9 protein-coding genes are annotated in these 14,524 nt (G+C 43.6%); 3 read left to right on the forward strand and 6 right to left on the reverse strand.

Features of this window, described 5'->3' with window-relative positions; translation table 11 throughout:
- Positions 1-4: 4 nt before the first annotated feature.
- From ABS301_RS08695 to ABS301_RS08705, 3 genes are read right to left on the reverse strand one after another with little or no spacing between them, the layout of a single operon-like run.
- The gene (locus ABS301_RS08695) at positions 5-1,648 is read right to left on the reverse strand and encodes an ABC transporter ATP-binding protein (protein WP_349671847.1); all 1,644 of its coding nucleotides are present in this window, start codon (positions 1,646-1,648) and stop codon (positions 5-7) included.
- The gene (locus tag ABS301_RS08700; protein WP_349671848.1) at positions 1,645-3,369 is read right to left on the reverse strand and encodes an ABC transporter ATP-binding protein; all 1,725 of its coding nucleotides are present in this window, start codon (positions 3,367-3,369) and stop codon (positions 1,645-1,647) included. Before ABS301_RS08700 ends, ABS301_RS08695 begins: the two co-directional genes overlap by 4 nt.
- Positions 3,370-3,400: 31 nt before the next feature.
- The gene (locus ABS301_RS08705; protein ID WP_349671849.1) at positions 3,401-4,675 is read right to left on the reverse strand and encodes a PucR family transcriptional regulator; all 1,275 of its coding nucleotides are present in this window, start codon (positions 4,673-4,675) and stop codon (positions 3,401-3,403) included.
- Positions 4,676-4,958: 283 nt separating this feature from the next.
- On the opposite strand from ABS301_RS08705, the gene ABS301_RS08710 reads away from it, so the two are divergent.
- From ABS301_RS08710 to ABS301_RS08720, 3 genes are read left to right on the forward strand one after another with little or no spacing between them, the layout of a single operon-like run.
- Entirely contained in the window at positions 4,959-6,116 is a 1,158-nt protein-coding gene (locus ABS301_RS08710) for an iron-containing alcohol dehydrogenase (RefSeq protein WP_349671850.1), read from the forward strand.
- 21 nt (positions 6,117-6,137) lie between these two features.
- Positions 6,138-8,090: an oxidoreductase gene (locus ABS301_RS08715; RefSeq protein WP_349671851.1), complete on the forward strand. Its 1,953-nt coding sequence runs from the start codon at positions 6,138-6,140 to the stop codon at positions 8,088-8,090.
- A gap of 43 nt (positions 8,091-8,133) precedes the next feature.
- Positions 8,134-9,318 carry an MFS transporter gene (locus ABS301_RS08720; protein ID WP_349671852.1) on the forward strand — a complete coding sequence of 395 codons (1,185 nt, stop codon included), beginning with the start codon at positions 8,134-8,136 and terminating at the stop codon, positions 9,316-9,318.
- A 101-nt stretch (positions 9,319-9,419) separates the two neighbouring features.
- Here the strand turns inward: ABS301_RS08720 and ABS301_RS08725 are convergent, their stop codons facing one another.
- The 3 genes from ABS301_RS08725 to ABS301_RS08735 all read right to left on the reverse strand — a co-directional run bounded on the left by ABS301_RS08725 (position 9,420) and on the right by ABS301_RS08735 (position 14,472).
- Entirely contained in the window at positions 9,420-10,028 is a 609-nt protein-coding gene (locus ABS301_RS08725; protein WP_349671853.1) for a hypothetical protein, read from the reverse strand.
- Between the two features lie 154 nt (positions 10,029-10,182).
- A complete protein-coding gene (xynC, locus tag ABS301_RS08730; RefSeq protein ID WP_349671854.1) occupies positions 10,183-13,008 on the reverse strand; it encodes a glucuronoarabinoxylan endo-1,4-beta-xylanase XynC in 2,826 nt (941 codons plus the stop codon).
- 9 nt (positions 13,009-13,017) lie between these two features.
- Complete coding sequence (locus tag ABS301_RS08735; protein ID WP_349671855.1) at positions 13,018-14,472, reverse strand: glycoside hydrolase family 43 protein; 1,455 nt, start codon at positions 14,470-14,472, stop codon at positions 13,018-13,020.
- Positions 14,473-14,524 lie beyond the last annotated feature (52 nt).

Raw genomic sequence — 14,524 nt, forward strand, 5'->3', positions numbered from 1 at the left:
TTACTTATGAGATTTCAATTTTTCTATTGCATAACCTTACACCGGATTCCCGATGGGAGATAATGAGGGCTGTTTTATTCTCTATCAATTGTTCTGCCGCCTGTAATACCAGCCGTTCTGACTCATAATCCAATCCAGATGTCGCTTCATCAAACAGAATAATGGGAGCATCTTTTAAAAATGCCCTGGCAATAGCTATCCGCTGCCGTTGTCCAAAAGATAATTTACTTCCTTTATCTCCGACAACGTAATCGTATCCCCCAGGCAGTTCCATAATGAAATCATGGGCACAGGCTGCCTTCGCCGCCTTAACAATCTGTTCAAAGGACGCTTGTGGGTTGCCGTAACGTATGTTTTTTTCAATGGTGCCATAGAACAGAAATGGCCGCTGTGGGATATATGCAATCATCTGACGGAGTGCATTTGCTCCGTATTCCTCCAGACTCTTTCCATTTATTGCTATATAACCCTTATCCGTATTATAAAATCCCAGCAATAATTTAAAAATGGTTGATTTACCGCAGCCCGACCTGCCGGTTATGACAGCCACCTCATTCTGGTAAATCTGCATATTGAAATGATTCAGTACTTCTCTGTTGTTTTTATAGCTAAAATCCACATTTCTAAACTCAATAAAGCTCTGATTTTGATTCTCCTCCAGCCGGTCTGGTACACGGATTACTTCTTCCTCCATATTTAAAAAGGATTGAATGCGTTCCAGGCTTGCAATATTATCAAAAAGTTCCGGGAATCTCTTTCCTGCCGATAAGGCCGCCCAGATAATACTGGATTCCAGATTCATAAGTGCCACCAGAGTACCATAGGTTGTCTTCCCCGACTGTACCATAACCGATCCGGCAACGAGAAATACAATGCTGCATAATACAGTAAAACCACTGTTCATAGCCTCTAAAAATGCACCAATTTTCTCCCTGTTAAGGGCATTCCCTGCATATTCTTCATTTGTAGTACGAAATTTACCAGATAGAACCTCATTTAACTGGTATTCCTTAATGGTCAGTATTCCGGATAAAATGTCGGTTGACCGTTCTGACAGCTTTGCACTTGCACCAGCGGTTAGACGACCGGCCATTTTTACCCGTTCTGAGAAAGCAGCATTGGCCAAAACGCAAAGGAGGGAAATAAAAAGCAACAACATCGTCAAAGTATGATCCAGCAGAAACATGGGAATTACACTGGTAATCAGAGCAACTATGGGATTAAACGCTTCTTTGTATTTAGACCGGTAAAGTTCTTCCGCCTTATTTATATCATAGATCATCTGTGAAAGAAACTCTCCACTGTGGCTGTTTTCAAAATAGGAAACTGGCAGCCTGGCTTTCTTTTCCATCACGTTTCTTCTGAGCCCCGCCTGGAAGCGGAGAACACATCGTCTGTATATGTATTGGGACAGGATTGAAGTTACAAAGGACAGAAAGAACAGTCCGGTATAAAGGAGCAGTTTTCCCGTCATATGTTCATAGTTCCCACTGACAGAAGCATCAATGAGCACCTGTGGTATCAGAGAAATTGCAATGGCCATTCCTGAATATCCAAATCCAAGGGAAAGAAGAAAAACCAGATAGAGTCTCTTTTCATTGCCCAGATAGTCCAGAGCCGCTTTTATTTGAGACAGATAATGTTTCATACCAACTCCCTCCCCATACCATTCTGGCTGTGAAATAATTGATAATAAAGTCCTTTTTTCCCAAGCAGTTCCTGGTGACTTCCCTGCTCTTTCAAATTCCCGTGGTCCATCAGATAAATCCTGTCATAGTCCAGAACTGTATTCAGCTTGTGAGCAACGGAGATAATGGTTTTGGAACTTAATGACCTTTCGATTAATTCCATGATTTCCTTTTCTGATTTTGGATCAAGAGCCGAAGTTGGTTCATCAAATATAATTACTTCACTGTTTCTAAGAAGAGCCCTTGCAATGGCAAATCTCTGCCTCTGCCCTCCCGACAGATTGACCCCATTCTCTTCCAGTATGGTATCATACCCCTCAGGCAGGCTTTCGATGAAAGAAGCAAGCCCTGCGTCTCCTACCGCTTTTTCTATCTCTGCTCTGGTTGCACTGCGGTTTCCGTACAATAAGTTTTGTTCAATGGTATCCGGAAATAAAAAAGTCTCCTGAGAAACGATGGAGAAGCACCCCCGCACCAGTTTTATATCCAGATCTTTAACCTGAGTTCCATAAAGGAAGTAATTCCCTTTCTGAGGCTCAAATAGTCCCAGTATCAGATTCATTAACGTTGTCTTTCCGCTTCCGGAACCTCCCACAAATGCAATCCGCTCTCCTTTTTTCAATTCAAATGTCAGATTATTTAAAATAGGATTTAAACCATCATAAGAAAAACAGATATCCTGAAATTGTATCACCGGGTCAGAAAAAGGAAGGCTTGTTATATCGCCTCCTCTGCTTTCTTCCGGTGCCTCTAACAGTCTGCGTAACCGGTCTGCACTGACTCCTGCTTTATTCAGTTCCACTAATACTGAGGTAAAATTGCTGATGGGCGATGAAATGAACCCCAGCAGGACAAGAAAAGAAATAAAGTTTTCCGCAGTTAATGCTCCCTTTATCACCATGCCAGCTGCAAATATACTGCAAAACAAAACAGGCAGGCAGCGAATCATAGAGCTGAAAGCATTTGTCATAGCCTCTTTTTTCTGCCGTTTTAAATCAGCCTGATAAACCTGAACGATATTAGTATCAATTTCAGATAAATTTATCTCCTGTAAATTATAGCTTTTCTCTGTCTCATAGCATTCAAACAGTTCCTGGGTTTTAGCGGTAAGTGCATCCTGCTGTTTCTTCTTTTCTATGGTAAAACGAGCAATACCGTTTAAAAAGTTATGATAAAGTATGGTGGTAAATGGAATCCAGATCATAGATATAAGAGTGAGCTTCCAGTCAGTCGCAAATAAATAAACCAGAATCACCAAAACGCTGATTCCGTTTAAAATAACAGAAAACAAAAGCTGCTCAAAGTATCTGCTGACATCGGAGATATCTTCATTCAGTTTATTTAAAAAAGTGCCCTTCTGCTGACTCATAAGATAATCATAACGCATATTCATTATCTTTTCCATCACATCCTGCCTTAACCTGCTGGTCATCTGAATACTTAATCTTCCAGTAACCAATTTAGAGCTGTAGATTACCGTAACCCAAATCAGAGTCAGACAAAGTATTTGAGCAATCTTTCCTGTAAGGAAACCGCTTTTTCCTGCCAGAGTGCCCTTAATTACATCTTTTAAAAACTGTGAACACATCACTGTCATGACAGAATTAAGTAAGGATAGCAATAGTGCCAGAATTATATCTTTTTTATATTTACTATAATAACGAAAAACAAAACGTAACATATTTCCCCCCGTATTCAGCCTGCTCCTGCTTTTATTTCAATAGATTTGATTTTCCTGTTTCAGTCAGATAATCAAATACGATAAACGACAGATGCAGACGAAAAATTGTTTTATCAGAAAAGCTAAGATCTGTAAGTTCAATAATCTTGTTAATCCGGTATTTCAGCGTATTGTAATGAATATGCAGCGCCGACGAAGTCAGGGATAAATCCTGATTGTTTTTTAAATACTCCTTTAACGTGGGGCACAATTCACTGCTGTATTCCATGTCATGCTCTTTTAAAAATTTTATCGCAGGATGGATTAAAACCACTGGATCACTATGCTCCGAAAACAGGCTGACCATATGATGAATGCAGAACTCATCATAAAAGGCTACCCGCTCATTATGATGAGTTTCCGTACTGAGTTCCAGTGCAGTGAGCGCCTGGTGATAAAACGATTCGAATTTATAAATCTCTTTAAAGGAATTGCTTATGCCCGCTTTAATATCAAAATCGGCGCATAATTTTTCCAGATTAATCAGTTCATTTTCAGAAAACGGTTCCTTTGTTTTGCAATCATAAAGAATAATCAGATTTCCTTTCAATGTAATAACTGTCTCCCGATTTAAAAAATTCTTCATTTTTTTCTTTATAAAATAAATCTTATCGGTCATGAGTCCACGGGTACCCAGTACAATTACCGACAGATATTCATAAAGCTTTAAGCCAAAGTGATTCACTCTTTCCTCAATGGCATATTTGTCATACAGACGCTGGGTGAGCATGGAAGTCAGGAGCGTATCGATCAGTGAATCTTCCTGGTCTGACGTTCCCATGGAGGAATTCATACAGATTGCAAGAAATTTGCAAAGAATATTCAGCTTATTTACATCTTCATCCGTTATCGGCTTGTTGTATTCCAGAAGCTTCAGATAGCCAATGGGAATTCCGTTTCTGTTAACCTTTCCAACCAGCTGCCTGTGGTGAAGGAGTCCTTCCTGCCAGATGAATCTGGAGTCACCGGTCGACCACTCCTCACCGGGGTCATACTGGGAATTATCACCGTTTAAGATATACTTCACGTATTCCTCCGTCACATAGCCTTTGGAAAGAGTCCAGTCCCAAAGCGGTTCATCCGTGATCAGACCACCTCCGGTCTGTGCAACAAAGCAAAGAGCAACATCAACCAGCAACACAGGATTGCCCAGTTCCTGATAACCGATATCCAGCAACAGCTGTATACTATGACTGCTGTTGGAGGCATCAAGTAGTTTATTAATAAAATCATCGGTATTTTTTCCAGTTTCAGAATCAGTCATCATAAATCGTCATCGCCTTTCTTTTTCGCCTGGTAAACAAATGTGATGCATCCATAAATTTTACCATACTTTCTGCGCGAACGGTTGTAAAATATCAACAAATCGCACAGACGGCGTTTGTCATTCTTAAACAAACGCCGTCTATCTTATAACAACAATACTTTGTTAAAATTTTCATAATCTGTGCCATTGTAGGCACTCATTATAATTGCTACACTGATTACAGAGAGATTGTTATTATAGTAACAAACATTTTCTACTACTATCTTAATAAGGAGATGCCACAATGTCAAGATATTCACAATTATGCCCGGTTTATTTCGGACCAGGGGAAGTAAACAACACAGGTGCCATAGCAAAAGAATTAGGAATGACCAATGTACTCCTGGTAACTGAAAAAGCAATTGCAGAGACAGGAATTCCGGGGAGAGTCATGGACAGCCTTTTGCAGAGTGGAATTAAAGTCAGCATTTTTGACGGAGTAAAAATGGATGCCCCGGATACTACCGTTATGGAAGGTGCCGAGCTTGCAGAAAGCGTTGGTGCAGACGCAGTGATCGGCTGTGGCGGCGGCTCCAGTCTTGATACGGCCAAAGGCATTGCCTTATATGTTACCAATAAGAAAAGCGTTACTATTAAAAAAATGATCCATTTCGATCCGACAAATCCACTTATATTAGCACCTGCCCTGAAAACGATTATGATACCAACTACCTCAGGAACCGGTTCAGAATCCACTTTTGTAGCTGTTATTACTGATACAGAAACACACCAGAAATGTGGCTGTATCGTGTGGGCAAACGCTGCTATCGTAGATCCTGACTTAACACTGGGACTGGGTAAAACAATCACTGCCTACACTGGCATGGATGCATTTTCCCACTGCAACGAATGTCTCTGCAACGTAATGCCAAATCCCCATTCCGACACATTAGCGCTGAGCAGCATGGAGCGAATCTACAATTGGCTTCCTGTGGCTGTAAACGACCCGAACTGCAAAGAGGCTCGTTATCATTTGGCCATTGCCAGCAACTTTGCAGGTATCGCATTCCAGGATTCCCAGGTAAATGTGGGACATGCCATGGCGCACGCACTGGGAGCCAGATTACATATTCCTCATGGTATCGGCTGCGCTCTTGTAACTCCGTCTGTAATTGAACTGGTAGCTGCAGCAAGGCCTGAAATTTATGGAAAAGTAGCGGAAATATTTGAACTGGAGATTACTTCTGTTGAAGAGCTTCCCACAAAACTTGCAGATGCAGTACGCTCTTTCAACCGCAGAATCGGAATTCCTTCCATGAAAGACCTTGGCTTTACCAGAGAGCAGGTTCTGTCCACTGTTACATACGCACTTGGCGAAATGATGCGCATGGGATGTATTGTTCCCCAGGATGAAGCTGTCCTCGCAGATATGATGGCAAAGGTTTATGACAATTATCAGTAAAGCAAAAAGAAAGGATTTACTATGAACTATCCAAATTTATTTTCTCCTTTAAAAATAGGCTCTTTAACAATCAGAAACCGTGTGGTCATGGGCGCAATGGGCAACATGACTGCCAATCCGGATCAGACAGTCTCTGATAAGGAAATCGCATACTATGCTGCCCGTGCAAAGGGCGGAGTGGGACTTATCGTTAACGAAGTAACCCGTGTAAATGAGGAACATGGTATGATGGGTGACCGCCAGACTTCTGTCACTGATGACAAGTTTATTCCCGACCTCACAAGACTCGCCGATGCGGTACATTATTATGACAGCGCCATCTTCGTTCAGCTTCACCACCCAGGCCGCCAGACCGCAGTACCAGGGGGAATGTGCGCAACCCCCAGCGGAGTGAAAAGCCTGCTGATAAACTGGCCCTGCTTTGAGATGACGACCGAACAGGTAGAAGAGCTTGTAAAGCAGTTTGTAGACGGTGCAGAACGGTGTAAAAAAGCTGGAATCGACGGCGTTGAGATCCACGCTGCCCACGGCTACATGCTCAATCAGTTTCTCTCTCCCTACACCAATAAAAGAACGGATAAATACGGCGGCAGCCCCCAGAAACGCGCCCGCATTATTCAGGAAATTGTCACAGGGATTCGTGAGAGACTGGGCGACTACCCAATTATGCTGAGAATATCAGCAGATGAATTCCTGGAGCGCTCTGTATTTCCAATTCCAGAGAATGAAACAGGTTTAAAACTGGAGGAATCCATTGAAATCGTTAAATATTTAGTACCCTTTGGAATTGATGCAGTAAATGTCTCTGCAGGTGTATATGAAACAATGAACGAGGCATGGGAGCCAGTTTCCTATCCGGAAGGCTGGAAGGTATATCTTGCAGAAGCGATTAAAAAAGTAATTGATGTTCCCGTGTTTGCAGTGGGAGTGATCCGTAATCCGGAATTTGCGGAAAGTATTATTGCCCAGGGACGCACCGACGGAGTGACCATTGCCCGCGGACTGCTTGCCGATCCGGAGTGGTGCAATAAAGCGAAAAGCGGCCGCACGGATGAAATCCGACGCTGTATCTCCTGCCTTAACTGTATGGAGACAATGTTTGACGGCATTAACTGCTCTGTCAACCCACGTACCGGACAGGAGTGGTTTTATAATGACATTGAAACCAACGGTAACGGGCGCTGCGTTGCAGTAATCGGAGCTGGTCCTGCTGGAATGGAAGCCGCACTGACACTTGCCCAGAGAGGTTTCGCTGTTACATTATTTGAAAAATGTGATCACCTTGGAGGTCAGGTATGGCTTGGCTCAAAACCCCCATGCAAAGAAAAAATGGGCTGGTTGGGCGAATACTATGAAAGCATGTTTAAGAAGCTGAATGTGGACGTTCGACTTAATACTCCCGCTACAACAGAGGAAATTAAAATGCTGAACCCCCATGCAGTATTCGTCGCCACCGGTTCAAAACCAGTCATTCCCGGATCTATTCCTGGTGTAAGTGGTTCCAATGTCTATACAACGGAAGATATTTTAAGCGGAAAGACATCCTTTTCTCATAAAAAAATAGCAGTCATTGGCTCCGGACTGACCGGCATGGAAACTGCTGAACTGCTGGCAGACTTGGGAAATACTCTGGAAATTGTGGACATGGCAGATGAGATCGGACCTGGAGCTTACTGGCAGCCACTGACTGATATTAAGAAAAAACTGGGCGCTTCTAATCCAGAATATTATCCCGGCCATAAGTTGCTTGAAATACTGCCTGATGGAGTTGTTTTGGAAGATAAAGACGGAAATAAGAAGACTCTGGCTGCAGACGCTGTGGTACTTTCACTTGGGGTAAAACCAGAGAACCAGCTGGCTGATGAACTGAAGAAAGAATTTATGAACGTAATCGTGATCGGTGATGCCAGCCACATCGGCAGAATCAAACAGGCCGTTGCTTCCGGATACCGTGAGGCTTACAAGCTTCGCTGATTATTACTCAGTTAGAACAGGTCATTATTGAGAGGGGAATTTTATGTTTAAGGGTAATATCAAAACAGTTATAGGGATTTTGTTTCTGGGACTAATATCAATGGGGGCAATGGCTATTTCCGCTGGTTTAAGCAGTATTGCAGCAGCTTATCCGGACGTAAGCATCGAGACCATTCAGACACTGATCACGATTCCGGCTCTTGTTATTGTTGTAGTGAGTTTTCTATCCGGGCCAATTGCTAATGTAATTTCAAAAAAGACACTGTCTCTGATTGCTCTGTGCATTTTTACAGCAGGCGGATGTATCCCATTTTTTTCTGATTCCTTTACAGTACTGTATTTTTCAAGGTTACTGGTGGGTCTTGGAATCGGTTTACTCCAGCCCCTCAGCCAGGCGATTATTTTCGAAAGCTTTGCTGACGCACCTTCAGAAAGAGATACCATACTGGGCTGGTTAAACAGTTCCGGCTCAGTAGGGAGCATCATAATGACCATTATTGGGGGAATTGTAGTTGTTATAAGCTATAAATACATATTCCTTGTTCATCTTCTTGGTCTTGCAGCATTTTTCGGTGTATTGTTCTGCCTTCCCCAGGATCAGCCGGTTCGGAAGAAAAAAGAAGGTACTGCCGGACAGAAGATGAAGCTTCCAGGGGCCGTGTTCTACTGGTATGCAGTCATATTTGTCTACATGACATTCCTACACTGTTTTGCAGTAAACTTATCCCTATTTGTGGAAGGCGAAGGAATCGGTACTGCAGCTATATCCGGGATTGGCCTTTCCATGCTCACCATCGGAGGATTTATCTGCGGAGCGGTCTATGGAAAAATTGCAAATGCTCTTAAGAAATGGACTCTTCCTGCGGGCTTCCTGCTTTCTGCTCTCGGTCTTCTTTCCATGGCCCTGGCATACTCACCGATTCTTGTCTATGTTTCAGGCCTTCTTACAGGTGTCGGTATGATGATGGTATTTCCACAGATCATCACCAATATCATCTCCAGCGTTTCTCCAGCGGCCATTACTTTATGCATCGCTATTAACGGAGCTGTTGTTAACATCGGTCAGACACTGGCTCCCTACGTAGTAACAAGAGTATCTTATATTTTGGCTGGTGGCAGCGTACGCGGCCGCTATTATGTATGTACCTTAATACTAATGCTGATATTTGCTGTTTCCGCAGTCAGAACCATTGGCAGAAGAAGTCCGGGAGACTTGGCGGCTGCCTGACGCAGTAAATGATAAACAGCTTCCGTGCTCTGCCCACAAAAGTGCCCGCCTCTGTCTCAAGGAGGCGGGCACTGAAATTTTAACAGGAGGATCGTATCTCCTTACTCATTCTGCTGCTGCAGTAACACCATACCACCCTTACGATTATATCCTGTCTCCCACAATTCATAGAAGGAAAGCCAGCGAAATCCACCGTAGGTAGCAATTTTTACATAAAATTCATCCTCAAATTCTTCATATCCCACCAGCATAAACCAATGCCACACCAGATCCTTAAAGTTCACATTCTTATGGCGAAGCTGTAAAAAAGGAATGGGAATTCCCCGGTCAATCTGATCTTTCACTTTAGCTGCTGCTTCCTTTGCAGGCGTATCGCCAGGACAGCCGGACAGCTGTATCTTCTTCTCATTTACATATTCTAAATATTGATTAAATCCATCCATAAACACTTCCAGCGTATCAATCCCACCAAAGCGCGGTCTCAGATACGGCTTCATCGTGCTGGAAAACCTAATGTAAGCTTCCTTGTCAAGTTCCTGGATATCAGATGGATACAGATGAGTTTTGTTGTGATGGAGCGCCAGATTAATGCAGACATCACACGCAGCCGCGGCTCCGCAGCCGCCTAAATGCATCATCGGATCCCGGAACCAGTCCTGATTTCCCCCGAAGGAATCTCCAATACTGAAATAGGGTAATTCTTTCTTCATCTTTCTCCTCTCTCATTTTCATTATAAGCGTATTATAATACCAGTTTCCCAGCCCGTAAATACAAATCAAAATACTTAAGAATTTAGCTGATGAAACAGGGCACCCTGACTGACCGTCAGAGCACCCTGCCTCATTCATTTTTTATACGCCTGCTTAGCTTAAACTGGTTACGAAGGTTGTGACACTTCTGGCTGGAAGCTGGGCAGTGAAGGAATTACCGGATACACTGTAACTGGAACCTGCTGCAAGATTTCTGCTTCCGTCTGTGATCCAGGAGGATACCGAACCTCCGGCCCCGTTCTGGAAAGTAAATTTCTGACTGACAGCCGATGTATTCTTATTAATTGCTACAATTACTGCCTTATTATCTCCTTTGTAAGCGGAAATATAAACACCATTTGACGGATTCGCAGAAGCGTCCACCCTCACATAGCCAGGTCTGACAAATTTGGAGAAATGTGCCATATTATAGCCTCGTTTGCTGATTGTTCCGTCTTCCTTCATGGGACCATACTGTCTGCGGATATACCACCATACGTATGCCTGGAAATCACCTAGTACCATGGCATTGTGAATGTGATAGGAAACCTCAAGTGCCTCCGGCCATAAATCAGCGGAATTATTATTGCTGTTTGGATAATATACCTCAGTCATCCAAAGCTCCTTATTTGCTCCTTTCTGCTTGAAAAGCGGATACGAGAAGCTTCCCTCCGGTGTACCATAAAGATGTGCTCCAAGAATATCCATATTGGCAAGAGCCTGAGAATCATTTAATATGGGATCTGACATGTTCTTCATATAAGAAAATGATTCCGGTGCGATAACTTTGCAGTTAATGGTTCCTGCATAATTTTTCATGAAGTTCAGCATTTCAGACGGAGTCCACCAGGTCCAGGTATGTGCATAATCAGGTTCATTCTGAACGGATATGGCGTAAAGCTCCACTCCATTGTTCTTCATAAAGTTGACAAAATCATTGAGATGCTGGGCATAGGCACCGTACTTATCGTACTTAAGCCGCTTCTGATTTGCTACACCGTTGCGGGTGAATGTCTCTGCCATATCACTGGGCGGATTCCATGGGGAAGCAAACAATAAGGCGCCCTTTTCCTTTGCCTTTTTCGCCGTCGCCAGTTCCCTGCTCCAATTATTCTTATTTTCATCAATATAAATTCTTAAAATACTAAATCCCAGCTGGTTATTTCCGTTTCCAAATGCAGTCTCTCTCTGAGCCGCCGTAAGATCGCCAATCCATGCAGGGTGGTTGATTCCTCCGTACCCCCGGATCAGCTGCTTTTGTGCTGCCAGATTGATGGCTGCATCTCCGCCTGACGCGGATACCGCCATACCTGTTACCAGCATATCTTCTGCGACAGATGCCTCCGCAGTCCCTGTTGTTTTTCTGTTTGAGGAGGCAAAACGGAACCAGTTAACATCAACAAATCCACCGGCTGATGCTGTGTTAAAGTTATAAATACCAAACTTATCACCCTGGAAGAACCCAAGGTCAAACGGCATATTCAGCTGTCCTCCAAGCTGAGTGAAATTCACATTGTCTGTACTGTAAGAAAAGACTGCCTTATCTGTAAGTAGATTGGCACTGGCCCGTAAATACACAATATTACTGCGAAGTTCAGGGCCACTGGTGATCACTCCCTGGGCATCTTCCTTAGCATTGATATTGGCAACAATCTTTTTCACACCTGCAGATTTCACCACACCGATGGAACCATAAGGAATGTTTAACAGACAAAGTCCTGCCTGATCCCCATCTGCCATATTGGCAGTATCCAACTCAATGGTTCCCTGACAGTCCGGTCCCTGAACTCTCTGGGTAAGCGTATTCGTTGCTCTCCACAAATTATTGGCTTGTTTTGCGCGAAGCCGTAAATACCCGGGGCGCTCGCTAAGTGACCATTTGCTGTTGTCCGGATAATGGTTCCACTGCCACTGAACTCCCAGAACAGTGGAATTAAATTCATCGCTGTCAGGAATAGACACTACCGGATAAGAAGCACCCACATCTGGTTTTCTGTACGTAATGGGAACACTTCCCATAGGGTAGCTCTTTCCTCCGATTGTCACATTCTTAATGGTAGACGGATCCCCCAGCACCGGCCAGTCATTCTGCCACTGCATGGGTACCAGAATATCACGGCGTCCTAAGCCGTTTCCATCCTGAAATACATAGAACCACCACTCTCCGGTCGGGGTATCAATGGGACCTCCCTGATGAATCTGGCTACCGCCTGGTATTCTGGGTCCATTTAAAAGGATTCTCATTTCGTAAGGACCGTAAATATTTTTGGACCGCAGACAATACGTATAGGATTCTGGTGGTGTAGAATTCCGGAATATGTAGTAATACCCGTTCTTTTTTATAACATGAGTGCCTTCCACCAGATACTTGCCGGTGATTCCTTCAATACGGGTGGATACTTTGCTGTTTACCACAGACTTATAATCCCCGCTCAGTTTACTGATTTTCACATCATTTGCTTCTGAAATAATATATCCTGTTCCATCGTCATCAAGAAACAGCGCCGGATCATGGAATCCCTGATTAAACACTGTTTTCGTATAAGGCCCCGCCGGATTGGTGGAAGTACACAGAATAAACTTGCCCTGTGCCTGATAAATTCCCACATAATAAACACCGTTACGATAGGCAATCGTAGGTGCCCAGCAGCCATGCCCATAATCCTCAAAATTGTTTGTGAGGGTATAAGATTTCCCGGTTCCGTTTAAATCTGCAGTCACATAGCCGATTATCTCCCAGTTTACCAGATCCTTTGAATGCATGATTGGTATGGAGGGAAAGGACACAAACGTAGAGCTGACCATATAAAAATCTTTTCCAACCCGAATAGCTGCAATGTCAGGGTAATCCGCATTTAAAATCGGATTGGTGTAAGTACCATTTCCATTATCAGACTGCCAGGCTGCTTTTATTGTTTCATTTATATTATTATCCATCATAGATCCCCTTTACATAAACTGCCAATAGTCGAAATTAAATAAGTTTCCGCTGCCATTTCCAGTAAACGCGAAGAACAGTTTATGAACCCCGGTGGCACCGCTGATCGTTGTTTCTACTTCTTTCCAGTTCTGCATACCGCCGGTATTCGGCACATTTAGAGTTCCTACCAGTGTACCGTTTTCACTGTCAAGACGAACCTCAATCTTACCTCCGGAAGTTGAAGCAACGTTAGCCTTAAAACGTTTGGCACCTGTTGAACCAAAATCTGCATTTCCCACAGCAATCCAGTCTCCGTTATTAATACCTGTTACATTCTGATTGTTAACAGGACCTCCGGAAGCATTGCTCTTTTCTGTTAAAATTCTGCCGTTCCAGCCCATGGTTTCCGCTTCCACCCGTTTATATGGATCTAAATTGGAAAGCTGACCCACTCCTGCAAAGTTTGCTGCAACCTCACGAATGGTTCCATCGCTGTTGTGGAACAACTGGTTAATGTGCGGAGAACGGTAACCTTTACCGGAACCATATAATGCAAGACTCACGGTCTGAGTATGATAAACCACGTACCACTGATTTTTAAACTGAAAAACACAGTGATGGTTATTGCCTCCGCCTCCGAAAAAGTTGCCTGGGTTCTTTAAGAAATGACCTCGATAGGTAAATGGTCCCATAGGACTATTGCTGGTCATATATCCGATTTCTCCTGGAGGAACGCTTCCTGGGTGAGAGCCGGAAAAATTAATGCAGTAAGAGTAGTAATAAACTCCATTATACTTGTGGATTCCAGAATCTTCAAACATGAATGGAGCATCAATGGTAGAAGCGCTTCCAACAATACTGATCATATCCTGGCCCAACCGGAGAACTCTGGCAGTCTTTGGATTTGCCCACTGGGACTGAGACGGATTATTGCCTCCCGGAATTCCGCCGCCGCAGTACAGATATCCTGTTCCGTCACTGTCTACAAAGACAGCCGGATCAAAGAGCCATACTACACCGGAGATACCTGGTGTATTGCCTGATACCAGCGCCCTGCCCAGGGGATCACTCCATGGACCAATGGGGCTGTCAGCCGTCAATACGCCGATGCCGTTTCCGCCATTAGCGAAATAAAGGAAAAATTTGTCCTTGCCATTTATATTTTTCACCGCAGCTGCCGGTGCCCAGGAGCCGCCTGCCCATTTTGCAATTCCCTGCCCTGCGTTAGCGCCGTTTGCACCTGCTACCGGAATGGCTCCATGATCGGTCCAGTTAACCATATCTTCTGAAGATATTACAAAAACACTCTTTAAATTATTAAAACTGTTTTCTTTGATTGATCCATCTGCGTTGTACTCATAATTGTCGCTGGACATATAGATGTAAACTCTTCCATTGTAAGTCAGGGCAAACGGATCAGCTCCTAAGTGGTGATCGATCAGAGGGTTGGAATTACCTACTGATTTTGCAATTGTTTTATTCATCTTTTATTACCTCCTGGAATTTTAAAATTTCAAATGGCCCCCCTTAGCCGGC

Origin of the sequence: Lacrimispora sp. (genome assembly GCF_031982545.1) — a bacterium.
Lineage (GTDB): Bacteria > Bacillota > Clostridia > Lachnospirales > Lachnospiraceae > Lacrimispora.

Bases quoted from the DNA above. Each gene is read 5' to 3' on its own strand.
- ABS301_RS08695 (WP_349671847.1), bottom strand. From the start codon at position 1,648: ATGAAACATTATCTGTCTCAAATAAAAGCGGCTCTGGACTATCTGGGC.
- ABS301_RS08700 (WP_349671848.1), bottom strand. From the start codon at position 3,369: ATGTTACGTTTTGTTTTTCGTTATTATAGTAAATATAAAAAAGATATA.
- ABS301_RS08705 (WP_349671849.1), bottom strand. From the start codon at position 4,675: ATGATGACTGATTCTGAAACTGGAAAAAATACCGATGATTTTATTAAT.
- ABS301_RS08710 (WP_349671850.1), top strand. From the start codon at position 4,959: ATGTCAAGATATTCACAATTATGCCCGGTTTATTTCGGACCAGGGGAA.
- ABS301_RS08715 (WP_349671851.1), top strand. From the start codon at position 6,138: ATGAACTATCCAAATTTATTTTCTCCTTTAAAAATAGGCTCTTTAACA.
- ABS301_RS08720 (WP_349671852.1), top strand. From the start codon at position 8,134: ATGTTTAAGGGTAATATCAAAACAGTTATAGGGATTTTGTTTCTGGGA.
- ABS301_RS08725 (WP_349671853.1), bottom strand. From the start codon at position 10,028: ATGAAGAAAGAATTACCCTATTTCAGTATTGGAGATTCCTTCGGGGGA.
- xynC (WP_349671854.1), bottom strand. From the start codon at position 13,008: ATGATGGATAATAATATAAATGAAACAATAAAAGCAGCCTGGCAGTCT.
- ABS301_RS08735 (WP_349671855.1), bottom strand. From the start codon at position 14,472: ATGAATAAAACAATTGCAAAATCAGTAGGTAATTCCAACCCTCTGATC.